At 70.2% G+C, this 15,914-nt stretch carries 12 protein-coding genes; 3 read left to right on the plus strand and 9 right to left on the minus strand.

What is annotated here, in order from left to right:
- Positions 1 to 118: 118 nt before the first annotated feature.
- Positions 119 to 1,717 carry a phosphoglycerate dehydrogenase gene (gene serA, locus ACZ6QQ_RS07595; protein WP_465875048.1) on the minus strand — a complete coding sequence of 533 codons (1,599 nt, stop codon included), beginning with the start codon at positions 1,715 to 1,717 and terminating at the stop codon, positions 119 to 121.
- Here serA and ACZ6QQ_RS07600 point away from each other — a divergent pair.
- A complete protein-coding gene (locus ACZ6QQ_RS07600) occupies positions 1,716 to 1,880 on the plus strand; it encodes a hypothetical protein (RefSeq protein ID WP_465875049.1) in 165 nt (54 codons plus the stop codon). The two genes, serA and ACZ6QQ_RS07600, sit on opposite strands and share 2 nt — an antisense overlap.
- A 134-nt stretch (positions 1,881 to 2,014) precedes the next feature.
- Here ACZ6QQ_RS07600 and ilvC read toward each other — a convergent pair whose 3' ends face one another.
- The 4 genes from ilvC to ACZ6QQ_RS07620 form a co-directional block, all read right to left on the minus strand.
- Complete coding sequence (ilvC, locus tag ACZ6QQ_RS07605) at positions 2,015 to 3,028, minus strand: ketol-acid reductoisomerase (protein WP_465875050.1); 1,014 nt, start codon at positions 3,026 to 3,028, stop codon at positions 2,015 to 2,017.
- A gap of 42 nt (positions 3,029 to 3,070) precedes the next feature.
- The gene (ilvN, locus tag ACZ6QQ_RS07610) at positions 3,071 to 3,586 is read right to left on the minus strand and encodes an acetolactate synthase small subunit (protein ID WP_465875051.1); all 516 of its coding nucleotides are present in this window, start codon (positions 3,584 to 3,586) and stop codon (positions 3,071 to 3,073) included.
- Between the two features lie 43 nt (positions 3,587 to 3,629).
- Positions 3,630 to 5,603: an acetolactate synthase large subunit gene (locus ACZ6QQ_RS07615; RefSeq protein ID WP_465875052.1), complete on the minus strand. Its 1,974-nt coding sequence runs from the start codon at positions 5,601 to 5,603 to the stop codon at positions 3,630 to 3,632.
- Between the two features lie 280 nt (positions 5,604 to 5,883).
- Positions 5,884 to 8,187: a putative bifunctional diguanylate cyclase/phosphodiesterase gene (locus tag ACZ6QQ_RS07620; RefSeq protein ID WP_465875054.1), complete on the minus strand. Its 2,304-nt coding sequence runs from the start codon at positions 8,185 to 8,187 to the stop codon at positions 5,884 to 5,886.
- 200 nt (positions 8,188 to 8,387) lie between these two features.
- Between ACZ6QQ_RS07620 and ilvD the strand changes: the two genes are divergently transcribed.
- A complete protein-coding gene (ilvD, locus tag ACZ6QQ_RS07625) occupies positions 8,388 to 10,235 on the plus strand; it encodes a dihydroxy-acid dehydratase (RefSeq protein WP_465875055.1) in 1,848 nt (615 codons plus the stop codon).
- 75 nt (positions 10,236 to 10,310) lie between these two features.
- Here ilvD and ACZ6QQ_RS07630 read toward each other — a convergent pair whose 3' ends face one another.
- On the minus strand, positions 10,311 to 11,255 hold the full coding sequence (locus ACZ6QQ_RS07630) for a hypothetical protein (protein WP_465875056.1): 945 nt from the start codon (positions 11,253 to 11,255) through the stop codon (positions 10,311 to 10,313).
- Positions 11,252 to 11,626: a PadR family transcriptional regulator gene (locus ACZ6QQ_RS07635; protein WP_465875057.1), complete on the minus strand. Its 375-nt coding sequence runs from the start codon at positions 11,624 to 11,626 to the stop codon at positions 11,252 to 11,254. Before ACZ6QQ_RS07635 ends, ACZ6QQ_RS07630 begins: the two co-directional genes overlap by 4 nt.
- 312 nt (positions 11,627 to 11,938) lie before the next feature.
- Here ACZ6QQ_RS07635 and ACZ6QQ_RS07640 point away from each other — a divergent pair, with 312 nt between their 5' ends.
- A complete protein-coding gene (locus ACZ6QQ_RS07640; RefSeq protein WP_465875058.1) occupies positions 11,939 to 12,382 on the plus strand; it encodes a DUF5980 family protein in 444 nt (147 codons plus the stop codon).
- A gap of 182 nt (positions 12,383 to 12,564) precedes the next feature.
- Here the strand turns inward: ACZ6QQ_RS07640 and ACZ6QQ_RS07645 are convergent, their stop codons facing one another.
- Both ACZ6QQ_RS07645 and ACZ6QQ_RS07650 read right to left on the minus strand, forming a co-directional pair.
- A complete protein-coding gene (locus ACZ6QQ_RS07645) occupies positions 12,565 to 13,530 on the minus strand; it encodes a beta-propeller fold lactonase family protein (protein ID WP_465875059.1) in 966 nt (321 codons plus the stop codon).
- A gap of 518 nt (positions 13,531 to 14,048) precedes the next feature.
- The gene (locus tag ACZ6QQ_RS07650; protein WP_465875060.1) at positions 14,049 to 15,818 is read right to left on the minus strand and encodes an Hsp70 family protein; all 1,770 of its coding nucleotides are present in this window, start codon (positions 15,816 to 15,818) and stop codon (positions 14,049 to 14,051) included.
- Positions 15,819 to 15,914 lie beyond the last annotated feature (96 nt).

Here is a 15,914-nt window from a genome sequence, read left to right on the forward strand (position 1 = left end):
CCCCCCCCCCCCCCCCCCCCCCCCCCCCCCCCCCCCCCCCCCCCCCCCCCCCCCCCCCCCCCCCCCCCCCCCCCCCCCCCCCCCCCCCCCCCCGGGCCTGTTTCACCCGTACCGGTGGCTATTCCTCGCGCAGGTCGGCCACGCTGGCGGCGACCGCGCCGATCGAGTCGGCCGCCGAGGTGAGCAGGTCCGCGCCGACCGGCGAGTCGACGGTCAACGTCATCAGCGCCTCACCGCCGGCCTCACGCCGGGCCACCTGCATGGCGGCAATGTTCACTCCGGCGTCGCCGAGGATCGAGCCGACCAGGCCCACCACACCGGGCCGGTCGGCGTACCGGAGGAAGAGCAGGATGCCCTCGGCACCCAGCTCCAGGTCGAAGCCGTCGACCTCGGTCAGCCGGAAACTGTCCCGGGTGGCGGTGCTGGTCACCGTCCCGGAGACCGACACCGTGCGGCCGTCCGGCAGCGCACCGGCCAGGGTCACCAGGTTCGGGTGGTCGATCGTGTCGCCGGGCGTGGTCAGGGCCACCTCGACGCCGCGCTCGGCCGCGATGTGCGGGGCGTTGACGTACGTCACCTGCTCGGAGACGACCGAAGCGAACAGACCCTTGGTGGCGGCGAGCTTCAGCACCGAAACCTCGTGGGCGACGATCTCACCGCGTACCTCGACCGTGACGCTGGCCGCCACCCCACCGGCGACCGCCGTGAAGACCTTGCCGAGGCGCTCGGCCAGCGGCAACAGCGGCCGTACGTCCTCGGCCACCACCCCACCGGCCTGCACGTTCACCGCGTCCGGTACGAACTCGCCCTGCAACGCGAGCTTCACACTGCGCGCCACCGCCAACCCGGCCTTGTCCTGCGCCTCCGCCGTCGAGGCGCCCAGGTGCGGGGTGGCGACCACGTTGTCGAAGGCGAACAGTGGCGACGCCGTACACGGTTCCTTGCTGTAGACGTCGATGCCGGCGCCGCCGACCCGGCCCTCGGCGATCGCGTCCGCGAGGGCCTGTTCGTCGACCAGCCCTCCGCGCGCGGCGTTGACGATCCGCACGCCCGGCTTGACCATCGCGAGTTCCTTCTCGCCGATCAGCCCCACCGTCTCCGGTGTCTTCGGCAGGTGGATGGAGATGAAGTCGCTCTCCCGCAGCAGCTCCTCCAGGGTCACCAGTCGCACTCCGAGCTGCGCGGCCCGCGCCGGCTGGATGTACGGGTCGTACGCGATCAGCTTCGTCCCGAACGCGGCCATCCGGGCGGCGAACAGCACCCCGATCCGGCCCAGCCCGACCACCCCCACGGTCTTGCCCTGGATCTCGACCCCGGTGTAGCGGGACCGTCGCCACTCCCCCGCCTTCAGCGCGGCACTGGCGCTGGCGGTGTTCCGGGCGACGGCGAGCAGCAGCGCGATCGCCTGCTCGGCGGCGGAGACGATGTTCGAGGTCGGCGCGTTCACCACCATCACGCCCCGGGCCGTGGCGGCGGGCACCTCCACGTTGTCCAGTCCGACCCCGGCGCGGGCGACCACCCTGAGCCGCGGTGCGGCGGCGACCGCCTCCCGGTCGATCTGGGTGGCGCTGCGCACGATCACGGCGTGGGCCGAGCCGAGGGCGGCGAGCAGGGCGGGGCGGTCGGTGCCGTCGACGTGACGTACGTCGAAGTCGTGGGCGAGTACGTCGACGGCGGCGGGAGCGAGTTCTTCGGCGATCAGTACGACAGGCTTCATGCGTCCTCTAGTCGTCGAGGCGATCGGCCGCGACGTACGGGACGCCGCTCTGCGCCCCCGCGCCGGGCCGGCGATGGCCGTAACGGTGCTGGTGGTCGTACGGTGCTGGTGCCGGTACGGTGCCGTGTTACCTGACGGAAACATCGGCCCCCAGCGATCGTAAACGCATGGTGACCCGCCGTGGAACGACACAGCGCCCCCGGTGGTGGAAATCCACCACGACGGGGGCGCCGTGATCGGTTACGCCGGCCGAAGGCCGTCGGATCGGTCGTCGGAGGCCGAGGGACCGGCCTGCCGTCAGGCCGTTTCGGTGAGCGGGCGGTCGACCCAGCTCATCATGCCGCGCAGCTTCTTGCCGGTCTCCTCGATCGGGTGCGCCGCACCCTCGGAGCGCCACTTGTTGAAGTTCGGCCGGCCGTTGTCGTCCTCGGCGATCCACTCCCGAGCGAACTCGCCGGACTGGACCTCGGCCAGGATCTTGCGCATCTCGTCCTTGACCCGGGAGTCGATGACGCGCGGGCCGCGCGAGTAGTCGCCGTACTCGGCGGTGTCGGAGACGCTGTAGCGCATCCGGGCGATGCCGCCCTCGTACATCAGGTCGACGATCAGCTTCAGCTCGTGCAGGCACTCGAAGTAGGCGATCTCCGGGGCGTAGCCGGCCTCGGTGAGCACCTCGAAACCGGTCTGCACCAGCGCCGACGCGCCGCCGCAGAGGACCGCCTGCTCGCCGAAGAGGTCGGTCTCGGTCTCCTCCTTGAAGGTGGTCCTGATCGCGCCCGCGCGGGTGCCACCGATCCCCTTGGCGTACGCGAGGGCGAGCGCGAGCGCCGTACCAGAGGCGTCCTGCTCGACCGCGACCAGCACCGGCACGCCCTTGCCGTCGACGTACTGGCGGCGGACCAGGTGACCGGGGCCCTTCGGCGCGACCATCGCCACGTCGACGTTGGCCGGCGGGGTGATGAAGCCGTACCGGATGTTGAGGCCGTGGCCGAAGAAGAGCGCCTTGCCGGCGGTCAGGTTCGGCTCGATCGCCTCGGTGTAGAGCGAGCGCTGCGCGGTGTCCGGCGCGAGCACCATGATCACGTCAGCCTCGGCCGACGCCTGCGCCGGGGTCAGCACCCGCAGGCCCTGCTCCTCGGCCTTGACCCGGCTCTTGGAGCCCTCCGGCAGGCCGATCACCACGTCGACACCCGAGTCGCGCAGCGACAGCGCGTGGGCGTGGCCCTGGCTGCCGTAGCCGAGCACGGCGACCTTCTTGTCCTGGATGAGAGCCAGGTCGGCGTCGTCGTCGTAGTAAATCTCGATGCTCATGACTTCCCTTTCATGCGGCGCCCGGTGGCCGGGCCGCCGGACCTAAGCGGCACGCAACGCCGAACCGGTGGTGATCGAACGCGAGCCGCGCCCGATCGCCACCAGACCGGACTGCACCATTTCCTTGATTCCGAACGGTTCCAGGTCGCGCAGGAGCGCGTCCAGCTTGTCGGGTGTGCCGGTCGCCTCGATCGTGAGGGTGTCCGGCGCGACGTCGACCACCCGGGCGCGGAACAGGTTCACCGTCTCCAGCACCTGGGCCCGGGCCGCCCGATCGGCCCGCACCTTGACCAGCACCAGTTCCCGGGCAACCGACACGGCCGGATCCAGTTCGACGATCTTCAGTACGTTGACCAGCTTGTTGAGCTGCTTGGTCACCTGCTCCAGGGGTGAGGAGTCGGCGTTGACCACGATGGTGATCCGGGAGACGTCCGGGTTCTCGGTCTCCCCGACCGCCAGCGAGTCGATGTTGAAGCCACGGCGGGAGAAGAGCCCGCCGACCCGGGCCAGCACGCCGGGCTTGTTCTCCACCAGCACGGAGAGCGTGTGCATGGTCATGTCGTACTCCGCCTCACGGGTCGTGACTGAACAGGTCGTCGCTTCACAGGTCGTCGTCTTCGAACGCGGGGCGGACACCCCGGGCGAACATGATCTCGTCGTTGCTGGTCCCGGCGGCGACCATCGGCCAGACCATCGCGTCCTTGCCGACCACGAAGTCGATCACGACCGGGGCGTCGTTGATCGCCATCGCGGCCTCGATGGTCTTGTCCACGTCCTCCGCGGTCTCGCAGCGCAGCCCGATGCAGCCGAGCGCCTCGGCGAGCTTCACGAAGTCCGGGATCCGGTGCTTGTGGGTGCCGAGGTCGGTGTTGGAGTAGCGCTCCCCGTAGAACAGGGTCTGCCACTGCCGGACCATGCCCAGGTTGCCGTTGTTGATCACAGCGACCTTGATCGGGATGCCCTCCAGGGCGCAGGTGGCCAGCTCCTGGTTGGTCATCTGGAAGCAGCCGTCGCCGTCCACCGCCCAGACCATCGTGTCCGGCCGGCCGACCTTGGCGCCCATCGCCGCCGGCACCGCGTAGCCCATGGTGCCCAGGCCACCGGAGTTCAGCCAGGTGTTCGGCTTCTCGTACGAGATGAACTGCGACGCCCACATCTGGTGCTGGCCCACACCGGCCACGTAGATGGCATCCGGGCCAGCCAGCTCGCCCAGCCGCTTGATCACGTACTGCGGGGCGAGGGTGCCGTCGGAGGGCTCGTCGTAACCGAGCGGGTAACGCTCGCGCAGGTCGTCGAGCTGCGCCCACCACTCGGTACGGTCACCCGCGCCCCGGCCCGCCGGCCGCTCGGCGGCGGCGGCACCGGTCCGAATCGCCTCGATCAGCTCGTCGATCACGTGCTTCGCGTCACCGACGATCGGCACGTCGGCGGCCCGGTTCTTGCCGATCTCGGCCGGGTCGATGTCGGCGTGCACGATCGCCGCACCGGGGGCGAACGAGTCCAGCTTGCCGGTCACCCGGTCGTCGAACCTGGCCCCGAGCGCCACGATCAGGTCGGCCTTCTGGAGCCCGTACACGGCGGCGACGGTGCCGTGCATGCCCGGCATGCCCAGGTGCTGCGGGTGCGAGTCCGGGAACGCGCCACGGGCCATCAGGGTGGTCACCACCGGGATGCCGGTCAGCTCGGCGAGCCGGAGCAGCCCCTCGGTGGCGCCGGCCTTGAGCACGCCGCCGCCGACGTAGAGCACCGGACGGCGGGCGGCGGCGATCAGCCGGGCCGCCTCGCGGATCTGCTTGCCGTGCGGGTGCAGGGTCGGCCGGTAGCCGGGCAGGTCCAGGGTGGGCGGCCAGGAGAACGTGGTCTGCGCCTGGAGCACGTCCTTGGGGATGTCGACCAGGACCGGGCCGGGGCGGCCGGTGGAGGCCAGGTGGAACGCCTCGGCCAGCACCCTCGGGATCTCCTCCGGGGTCTGGACCAGGAAGTTGTGCTTGGTGATCGGCAGCGTGATGCCCTGGATGTCGGCTTCCTGGAAGGCGTCCGTACCGATCGACGGGCGGGCCACCTGACCGGTGATCGCGACCATCGGCACCGAGTCCATGTAGGCGTCGGCGATCGGGGTGACCAGGTTGGTCGCCCCGGGGCCGGAGGTGGCGATGCAGACCCCGACCTTGCCGGTGGCCTGGGCGTAGCCGGTCGCCGCGTGGCCGGCGCCCTGCTCGTGCCGGACCAGGATGTGCCGCACCGACGAATCGTAGAGCGGGTCGTACGCGGGCAGGATCGCGCCGCCGGGGATGCCGAACGCGACGTCCACGCCGAGCGCCTCAAGCGACTTGACCAGTGATCCCGCGCCGCTGACCGGCACCGGGGCGACCGACCGCAGGGGGCCGGGGACCGATCCGGGCAGCGGGGCGGCGTCGGCGCCGTCCGGCCGGGCCCGCCGGGTCGCCGGGTCACCCTCGACACCGCCGGACCGGGTACGCCGGGCGAACTGGTCCGCGGGATCGGTTACCGGCTCGGTGCTCGGCCGGGTACGGCGGGCGGTGTGGGCGAGGGTCTCTGGCGTGGGTCTCGTCATAGCGATTCAGGCCTAACTCAGATCGGCTGTCAGCGTTGGCGCGTTGCGGTTGTCAGCGTTGGCGCGTGTGCGGAGGAAGTCCGCTCGATGAGGGGGAACCCGCCTGCCGGACGCCCGCTCACACGGGCTGGGCGCTCCGGCCGAGGTTGGGAACCCGCCTCGATGACTGGGAGTTGACCAATAAAAACGGCCCTCGTGCAGATGCACGGGGCCAGCGCACTCTCGAACGTGAGAGTGCGCTCAGGTAAGTACTCGAAACGACCTGGTCGACGACATGGGGCTAAGCCTGACGCATCTCACGCGATGAGTCAACTGATCCCAGATTCTGGGCAGCCCGGTTTCGCGGTGCGGGCACCGCGCGGGCTCCGGGCGAGGTCGCGGCGTCGAGCATCGCCTCCAGGTGCTCGGCCGGCACACCCCAGCCGAACAGCTGTCCCTGACCGAACCGGCAGCCGGCCTCGACCACCGCGGCCAACTCCAACGGGTTGGTCACCCCCTCGGCGATGACCTCCAGACCGAGCTGGTGGCCGAGTCGCATGACCACGTCGACCATGGGCGCGAAGACCCGCCGTTCACCGTTCTCCGGGGGGCGGATCGGCTCCTGCTCGGCGACCAGACTGTGGTCGATCTTGAGGATGTCGATCGGCAGCCGGCGCAGCTGCCCCAGCGACGAGTACCCGGCGCCGAAGTCGTCCAGCGCGATCCGTACGCCGGTGGCGCGCAGCGCGGCGAGCCGGCGGATCAGCTCGTCCAGGTCGGTCGCGACCGCGTGCTCGGTCACCTCCAGCACCAGCCGCTGCGGCGGCACCCGGTGGGCCCGCAGCGCCTCGGCCACCTGCACCACGTATTCCGGGGCGTGCAGTTCCTTCGGTGAGACGTTCACCGACACCCAGACGTCGTGCCCGTCGGCCAGCCAGAGCGACAACTGGTGGCAGGCCTGGTTCAGCACCCAGGCGCCGAGTTGGGCGATCATGCCGCACTCCTCGGCCAGCGGGATGAACTCGTCCGGCCGGACGCTGCCGAGGTCGGGATGATGCCAGCGGAGCAGCGCCTCGGCGCCGACCGGGCGGACCGACGGGACCGCCACCACGGGTTGGAAGGCGAGGTGCAGCTCGTTGCGCTCGATCGCGCCGCGCATCTCGTGTTCGAGGGTGGTCCGGCGGCGCAGCAGGCGGTCGTAGGCGATGTCGTAGCACTCGACCCGGTTCTTGCCGCGCTGCTTGGCGTACCGCAGGGCCAGGTCGGCGTTGCGCAGCAGCGCATCCACCTCCGGGGCGGTGGACTGGGCGGCCACCCCGACACTGACCGAGACGAAGATCCGCCCGACCGGCTGGTCGTAGGGACGGCCGAGGATGCCGAGCAGCCGCTCGGCGACCCGTTGCGCCTCCGGCGGCCCGGCCCACATCAGCACCGCGAACTCGTCCCCGCCGAGCCGGGCGGCGACGTCGCCGGGGCGCAGGTTCTGCCGCAGCCGCTGGGCGACCTCGACCAGGACCGCGTCCCCGACATCGTGACCGTGCAGGTCGTTCACGTTCTTGAAACCATCGAGATCAAGACCCAGGAGTACGCACGGAGCCCCGGACGCCGACTCCTGGTGCAGGGCGCGCAGCAGCCCCCGACGGTTCGCCAACCCGGTCAACGGGTCGGTGTGCGCCAGCTCCCGGAAGTGCGCCTCCCGCTCGGCCAGCCGCCCCGCGTACGCCCGTACGTCGCGCAGCGCCACCGACTGCCGGGCCACCAGGGCGAAGCCCTCCACGGTGCCGGAGATGATCCCGAGCACGGTGAAGTCGCCCATCCTGAGCAGGTGGTACATGGCCGATACCGCCATCGCGAGCATCGGCAGGAAGGCGTAGCCGGTGCCGTTGCTGACCGAGTCGGGGTCGGGCTCCCCGACCGGCTCGGGGGCCCGCTCTCCGAGGAGCACCAGCAGGAAGCCGACCGGCATCAGGGCGGCGCCGGTGAGCGCCACCACCGGCCCGGCCTGGCAGATCCCGACCGCCAGCCCCAGCCCGGCCAATCCGACCAGGGTCACGCCAGCGCCGATCAGGACCGGTTGCCGGCGCGGGCGGGACGACCGTACGCCGACCACGAAGGTCATCCCGATCGCCTCGGCGGCGGTGATCGTGGCGAGCAGGATGGCCGGGCAGGCCCGTGGGGTCCAGTCGCCGAGCACCCGGGTCGGTTCGGCGGCGAGCACCCAGCCGACGAACCAGAGCGCCGCCCCGATCACCAGCCCGTCCAGGACCAGCCGGAGCGTCTCCGAGCGGGTACGGGCGACGCCCGGCAGCCGCAGCACCCCGGCCAGGAGCAGCACCCCGCTGGCGGCCAGCCCGACCGCGACCAGGGTGGCGAGCGTCATCCGCTGGTGCTGGTGGTGACCCCAGTGATCGGCCATCCCGAGGATGCCGACCAGGCCGGCGACCGCGCTCAGGGCGGCCAGCGCGGCACCGGACGCCAGCAGCAGGTGGGCCGGGCGGCGGGAATCGGTTCGCCGGAGTCCCGAAGAGATCAACACCGACGCAGCCGCGACCGCCGCGAGCCCACTCGCCACCGCGACGAAAACGACGCCCGAGGGGAGTTGCACTCATCCACTGTGCCGGATACGAACCGTTCCGTGGGGGACGGGGTGTGCAGGATTGACCAGCCGGACGTACCGGATTTCGCCCGGAGTGGTCGACCCGGCACGTCGGGTCTCCCGCCGGCACCGGGTCGCGGGCATCCCGCTTTCTGGACGCGGCGGCGCCGAGCAGGCCGGTTCCGCCCCGACGGTGTAACACTGGTGCAATGCCTGACCTGCGGTCCAAGACCTCCACTCATGGCCGGACGATGGCCGGGGCCCGTGCACTCTGGCGCGCCACCGGGATGACCGACGACGACTTCGGTAAGCCGATCGTGGCCATCGCCAACAGCTTCACCCAGTTCGTACCCGGTCACGTACACCTCAAGGACCTCGGCGGCCTGGTCGCCGAGTCGGTGGCGCAGGCGGGCGGGGTCGGCCGGGAGTTCAACACCATCGCCGTCGACGACGGCATCGCGATGGGCCACGGCGGCATGCTCTACTCGCTGCCCAGCCGCGAGTTGATCGCGGACGCGGTCGAGTACATGGTCAACGCGCACTGCGCGGATGCCCTGGTCTGCATCTCGAACTGCGACAAGATCACCCCGGGGATGCTGCTGGCCGCGCTCCGGCTCAACATCCCGACCGTCTTCGTCTCCGGCGGCCCGATGGAGGCCGGCAAGACGATCGCGATCGAGGGCATCGTCCACGACAAGATCGACCTGATCGACGCCATGATCGCCTCGTCCAACGACGCGGTCACCGACGCCCAGCTCGGCGAGATCGAACGCTCCGCCTGCCCGACCTGCGGCTCCTGCTCCGGCATGTTCACCGCCAACTCGATGAACTGCCTCACCGAGGCGATCGGCCTGGCCCTGCCGGGCAACGGCTCGGTCCTGGCCACCCATGCCGCGCGCAAGGCACTCTTCGAGGAGGCCGGCCGGACCATCGTGGAGATCTCCAAGCGCTGGTACGACGGCGACGACGCCTCGGTCCTGCCCCGCTCGGTCGCCTCCCGTGCCGCCTTCGAGAACGCGGTCGCGCTCGACGTGGCGATGGGCGGCTCGACCAACACCGTGCTGCACCTGCTCGCCGCCGCCCGCGAAGCCGAGCTGGACTTCACCGTCGCCGACATCGACGCCATCTCCCGCCGGGTCCCCTGCCTGGCCAAGGTCGCACCGAACTCCCCGAAGTACCACATGGAGGACGTGCACCGGGCCGGCGGCATCCCGGCGATCATGGGTGAGCTGGACCGCGCCGGTCTGCTCCACCGGGACGTGCACTCGGTGCACTCCCCCACCCTGGACAGGTGGCTCGCCGACTGGGACATCCGGGGCGGCAGCCCCACCCCCGAGGCGGTCGAGCTGTTCCACGCCGCCCCCGGCGGGGTCCGCACCACCGAGGCGTTCTCCACCACGAACCGGTGGGCGACCCTGGACACCGACGCGGCCAACGGCTGCCTGCGCGACCGGGAGCACGCGTACACGGTCGACGGCGGGCTCGCCATCCTGCACGGCAACCTGGCCCCGGAGGGATCCGTGGTCAAGACCGCCGGTGTCCCCGCCGACCGGCTCAGCTTCCGTGGCCCGGCCAAGGTGTACGAGTCCCAGGACGACGCGGTCAGCGCCATCCTGGCCAAGGAGATCGTCGCCGGTGACGTGGTGGTCATCCGGTACGAGGGCCCCAAGGGCGGGCCGGGCATGCAGGAGATGCTCTACCCGACCTCGTTCCTCAAGGGCCGGGGCCTCGGCCGCGACTGCGCCCTGATCACCGACGGCCGGTTCTCCGGCGGCACCTCGGGCCTGTCCATCGGGCACATCTCCCCCGAGGCGGCCGGCGGCGGCCTGATCGCCCTGGTCGAGCCGGGCGACGAGATCGTGATCGATATCCCGACCCGGTCGATCGAGCTGAACGTGCCGGCCGAGGTGCTGGACGCCCGACGGGTGGCCCAGGAGAAGCGCGACAAGCCGTACACGCCGGTGGACCGGCAGCGCCCGGTGTCGGCGGCACTGCGCGCGTACGCCTCGATGGCGACCTCGGCCAGCGACGGCGCGTACCGCCGGGTCCCGGAGTAGCCCGAACGAAGCGACCGTACGAAGAACCGGCCCGGACCGCTGTGGTCCGGGCCGGTTCTGTCTTGCCTGGCGGAGTCAGTCGCGGGACAGGCGCCACCGGGCCAGCACGCTCGCGGCGGCCAGGACCACGGCGGCGGCCAGCGCCCCACCGAGCACCAGTACGGCCTTCAACACGTCACGCTGCGGGTACTGGTCGGGGCCGAAGACGGTGTGGAAGAGGTGACTGTTGTCGAGGATCGCCAGGGCCGCACCGGCCAGGGGAACGCGTGGGTCGATCCCCACGAACGCGATCAGGATGAGGTAGGGCGCGAAGTTGTGGAGTTGGTACTGCCACCAGAGGCCGCCCTGGGGCAGCGGGAGCAGCGTCATGTTCAGGATCGGAACCACTGCGGTGATCAGCACCATCGTCACGACACTGAACGGCGGTGCGCGATGGAGACGGCCGGGCTGGACGACCGTCGCGCGGGGCCGGAGTCGATCGACCAACCGCCACAGCAGCAGCACGCCGAGCAGGACGCCGGGAAGATAGTAGGAGTCCGTCCAGTACGGGCCGATGGGCACGCCGTCCACGGCCAGACCGCCGCTGAAATGCTGGAGGGCGTACGTTCCGCCGAGCACGGCGAGGCTGGTTCCGTACGCGCCCATGGCCGCCGCGACCAGGCCACCCACCATGAGCGCGTACGGCACTACCCAGGCGACCAGCTGGCCGCGGTACGGCAGGTGGGGAAAGATCTCGTACGGGCGGTGGGCGATCACGAGCGGAATCGTCACGCCGATGACGGCCAGTTGTAGCGCGTGCCGCACCAGTGTCGGCAACGGGAGGTCGGTGCTGTGGCCGCGCAGCCGGGCCGCGCCGAGCAGCACTCCGCCGACCTCGCGTGCCGACGGCCACCTCTGGCCGGGCGCGGCGACATCGAGCATGGTTCCGGCGATCTCCTCGCCGCGTTCGGACCGGTACCCGGTCGGGTAGGCCCGCAGCAGCAGGTTGATGCGGCGGCGCAGCACGGATTCGTTGTTCATGCCGGCCGCACCTGGGCGCCACCGGGCCGCCGGGACCGGGACGGTTCGGCGGCGGGCTGTCCGGCGGCGGTGGTCCGGCCGGTGACGACGCGGGACATCTCGGCGAGCCGGGCGGCTTCGGCCAGCAGCGCCGACCTGCCGGAGTCGGTGAGCCGGTAGTAGCGGCGGGCTCGACCGTCGACCACTTCCTGGCGGTCGGTTTCGATCAGGCCGGCGGTGTTCAGCCGGTCGAGTGCCGTGTAGAGCGTGCCGGTCGACAGCTTGACGCGGCCGCCGGACGAGTCGATCGCGAACCTCATGATCGCGTAGCCGTGCCGTGGCTCGCCCTGTAGGGCGGCCAGGATGAAGTAGGTCGCTTCCCGCATCTCCATGCCGACGACCATACGTCGTACGGCGACCTATGTCGAGCAATGACCTATGCTCCGACTCTTCGACATCGATGCCGGTGCAGCCGACGTCTCCGAGATTCGGCTGAGATTCGTCGCCTATTTTGTTGCCGGTACGGCTCGCCACAGCGCCATCGGATTGCGACGCGCAACCCGCACGAGCGGTGCGTGTGTCCTGACGATCCATCGATGATCGAGGTATGGCTACCCACTTCAGATGCGGCGGGTCGAGAGACGAACGGGGTGCACGCCGCACGATCGTTCAGGGGGTTGGTTGTGAAATCGACGCAGCGTTACGTGAGGTTGGCACTCGGCCTGACGACCGGGCTGGCGCTGGCACTGTTCAGCGGCCCACCGGCTGCGGCAGCGGGCGGCGGCGCCACGGCGAGCACCATGGCCACGCACGCCGCCGCCCCGGTCACCTGGAAACTGCTCGACTACCAGCAGGCCATCTGTGTCGACGCCAGGTACGGCCGGAACACGTACTTCCTGATCGTGATCCAGGGAAGCTGGTCGGCACCGATCGAGGTCACCGCGACGGAACTGCCGGCCGGCTCGACAGCCGGCACGCCGCACGCGTTCATTCCACCCGGATCGAATGACGACCACAACGTGCTCGCCCTGGTCCCGGTGTCCGTGCCGCCGACCCCGGTCGGGCTCTACACCGCAGCGCTGTGGGCGTCGGACGGGGTCGAGACGCAGACCGTCCCGATCAAGATCCGGGTGCAGGAACGCTGCTAGAGACGCCCCGGCCGGTCGTTGTGGATAATCACACAGAATCAAACGAGGCGATCTCGTCGCATCAACGACCGACGAAGCCGAACAGACCAGCACCGCAAGCGCTCCTGCCGGCAATGTCATCTCCCACGGTTTGGGGAAGAGGATGGCAACACCACCCGGATACCTTCATGGGCGTGTTCGGGCTACGCCAGGGCCAGGCGGGAGGGACCCAGGCCGGTACTGATGGTGCCGGCGACGGTGTTGGTGACAATGTTGATCACCGTAATGGTGTTCGTGTCGCTGTTGGTGACGTACGCGCGTGTCCCGTCGGGATCGATGGCTATCGCACCTGGCTCGCCGGTGACGGGGATGACGGCGAAGACGGCGTTGGTGACGGTGTCGACGACCGAGACGACTCTGGGCGTATGGCTGGTGACGTAGGCGCGTTTTCCGGAAGGGCTGACCGCGACGTCGTACGGCTTGGCGCTGACGGCGAAGGTGGTGACGACGCTGTTGTTCTCGGCGTTGACGACCGTGACGCTGTTACCGGCGTAGTTCGTTACGTAGATCCGGGTGCCGTCGGGGCTGACCGTGAGGCCGGCCGGGTCGGCGCCGACCGACGCGTTGGCGTAGACCGTGTTGGTCATCGCGTCGGTCACCGACAGATAGTCGGAGACGACGGTGGTTGCGTAGACGCGAGCCCCGGCGGAAGTGCTGACGACCACCTCATAGGGGCTGGCGCTGACTCCGATGGTGGAGAGCACCGTGTTGGTCGCGGTGTCGATCACGGACATGGAGTTGCCGACGTAGTTGAGGGCGTAGACCCGACTGCCGGCCGGGTTGACGGCGACCGCGACGGGGTTGGAGCCGACGCCGATGGTGGCGGTGACCGTGTTGGTGGCGGTGTTGATCACAGTGACGGAGTTCGAGTAGTAATTGGCGACGTAGGCGCGGGTGCCTGCCGGGTTGACGGCGATTCCAAGTGGATCGCTGCCGACGGCGATGGTGGCGAGCGTGGCCCCGGTCCCGGCATCGATCGCAGACACGGTGTTCGACGCCGAGTTGGTGACGTAGATGCGCGTCTTAGTGGTCAGCGCCACCGTCGGCGAGGCCGGCGCGGTCACTCCGATCAACACCGGCACGAGTAGCAACAAGATCCTGTTACGCACCAGTCGGAAGCGACCTGGTCTGGGAGCGGTGTCCATTTCCGGATGGTAGACATCCGTCAATCTGATGAGCAACAACGCGCACCGGGAACGGACTCATTGTCGGCGAGAGAGCCTGGTCGGTCAGGTAGGTACGCGTGAACGGGCCATGTCGCTGATCTCATAAAGCTGTTACTCGGGCCAGTGGAGGATGTGTTTGCGAAGAAGGTCGGACTTGACGCGGCCGTAGCCGACTCATCGATCAGCTCCGCAGCCGGGTTCCTCCGACACCATTGTCGGCGGCGCCAAGGATAAACGCGCATCTGCCGCCTTTTCAGGAGGGTCGCACGAAGTCGCTCGGACTGCATTTTCTATCGAATCCGAATACGGTGTGGCGAGCCTGCAACTCACCCAATGTTCATACCCTGCCGAGCGCTCAGGCGGGCCCCATCGACACCTGCGGCCAGCCAGAAGGCGCGCTTGCCCGCACCGATCGCTTCGGCGAGCGGTAGCTCGTGGCGTCGCGGGCAGGTGGGTGGGCCCTACCTGCTGACCCGGGCCCAGGCACTGACCCCCGTGCTGTGGAACTCCAACCTGTCGTCGGTGCAGAAGTACTCCTCCGGTTCCAGGAGCAACGACAACGGGATCGAGTTGTCGCGCTTCCCGGCGCGGTACAACACCGAGGACCCCTCGGCCTTGATGTTGCTGAGGTATTCCTTGCCGTCCGTGTGCCGGACGCTCATCGTGATCGTGCCCCTGATCCGCTGACTCCACCGGACGCCGTCGTGCGTCGCGACGGTGTCCTGGCTCTTGTTGTAGTCGAGCGTGGCCGTGCCGTCCGGCTTGTAGACCAGGACGACGCCGGCGCCGCCGGAAAGCTGCACCCGGTCGCCGCTGATCGTGCTGAACGACTGCATCGACGTCGACCGCCAGGTGCCGACCAGGCACGGGTCCATCTGGGGCGCGACCGACAGCGTCGGCGACGGGGTGGGGGACGGCGTCGCGGACGCGCCAACGGTGGTGGGCGACGCGGCGGGTTTCTTCCCGGCGTTGCCGAGGGCGTTCGCGCCGGCCACGGCCGCGGCGGCGACCAGCGTCAGCACCAGCGCCGACCCGGCCACGAGTACGAGATGACGCCTCGCCCGCGCCCTCGACGCCGGATCCGGCCCGTCCGCCGGTGCAGGTGTCGGGGCGTCCGTCGGTGACTCGGCCACCGCCGCCGGGGATTCCGCGCGGGCGGGCGACTCGACGCTACGCAGGCTCCCCTCCGCCACGGCGAGTTCGGGCTGCTCCACGATGGTCGGCTGGATGCCCAGCGCCCGGTGCAGCACCGTCGCGACGGCGGGCATCCGGCTGGAGCCGCCCGCGAGGAACACCGCGGCGACCTCGCCGGTCCCGATCCCGGCCCGGTCGAGCACCGACCGGACCGCCTTGACGGTACGGGCGAGGACCGGTGCGGCGATCTCCTCCACCTCCTCCCGCCCGAGCGGCGCCTCGGCGTCCAGCAGCGGAACGTGGACGAGCGTGGTGGTGGCCCGCGACAGCATCTCCTTGCCTGCCCGTACGTTGTCCCACAGTTGGCGGCTCGCCCGCCGGTCGCCGGTCGTCATTGGACGCAGCAGCCGCTGCCAGGTCTCCGGATCCCGTACGCCGATGGTGACGCCGATCCGGTCCACGATCGCCGAGTCGATGTCGAGACCCCCGGCGTCGGGCAGTCCCTCGGCGGCCACCGTCGCGAAGCCGTCGTCCGTACGCTGCACCACCGAGGCGTCGAAGGTGCCGGCGCCGAAGTCGTAGACCAGGGCGTACCGTCCGACCGGAAGCTGGCTTCCGGCGACCTCGACGAAGAAACTCGCGGCCGCGACCGGTTCGGTGACCAGACGTATCGTCGACAGTGCCTCGGCGGCGGCCGCGAGCAGGATCGCCCGCCGGTGAGTTCCCCAGGCCGCCGGGCAGGTGAGGACCACCTCGACGATCGGATCGGGGCTGATCACCGCCGCTTCGGCGGCGACCCGACGCAGCGCCGCCGCGATCAGGTCCGGCACCGGCACGTCCTGCTCGCCGAGCAGCACGGTTTCGTCGTCGATGCACCGCTTCGGGAAGGGCTCGAAGGACGCCGGGGAGGCCAGTGAGGTGTGCAGCGCGTCCCGGCCGACCAGCAGCCGCCCCGACGGATCCGCGCACACCGCCGACGGCAGCAGCGGAGAGCCGTCGAACAGGATGGGCCGGGGCTCGCGACCGGGTAACGCCAGCACCGCGACCGTGTTCGACGTACCGAAGTCGATGCCGAGACGTGCCCCCCGAGCGTCCACGGCGCTCACCGTACGGCCAGACGTCTGCCGCCAGCAACGCATTCCCTCCGACGACAAATTGACTGGGCCGCGATCCGGAGAGGTGGATCGCGGCCC

Source organism: Micromonospora sp. NPDC049529 (assembly GCF_055586685.1).

Bases quoted from the DNA above. Each gene is read 5' to 3' on its own strand.
- ACZ6QQ_RS07600 (WP_465875049.1), top strand. From the start codon at position 1,716: ATGCGTCCTCTAGTCGTCGAGGCGATCGGCCGCGACGTACGGGACGCC.
- serA (WP_465875048.1), bottom strand. From the start codon at position 1,717: ATGAAGCCTGTCGTACTGATCGCCGAAGAACTCGCTCCCGCCGCCGTC.
- ilvC (WP_465875050.1), bottom strand. From the start codon at position 3,028: ATGAGCATCGAGATTTACTACGACGACGACGCCGACCTGGCTCTCATC.
- ilvN (WP_465875051.1), bottom strand. From the start codon at position 3,586: ATGACCATGCACACGCTCTCCGTGCTGGTGGAGAACAAGCCCGGCGTG.
- ACZ6QQ_RS07615 (WP_465875052.1), bottom strand. From the start codon at position 5,603: ATGACGAGACCCACGCCAGAGACCCTCGCCCACACCGCCCGCCGTACC.
- ilvD (WP_465875055.1), top strand. From the start codon at position 8,388: ATGCCTGACCTGCGGTCCAAGACCTCCACTCATGGCCGGACGATGGCC.
- ACZ6QQ_RS07630 (WP_465875056.1), bottom strand. From the start codon at position 11,255: ATGAACAACGAATCCGTGCTGCGCCGCCGCATCAACCTGCTGCTGCGG.
- ACZ6QQ_RS07635 (WP_465875057.1), bottom strand. From the start codon at position 11,626: ATGGAGATGCGGGAAGCGACCTACTTCATCCTGGCCGCCCTACAGGGC.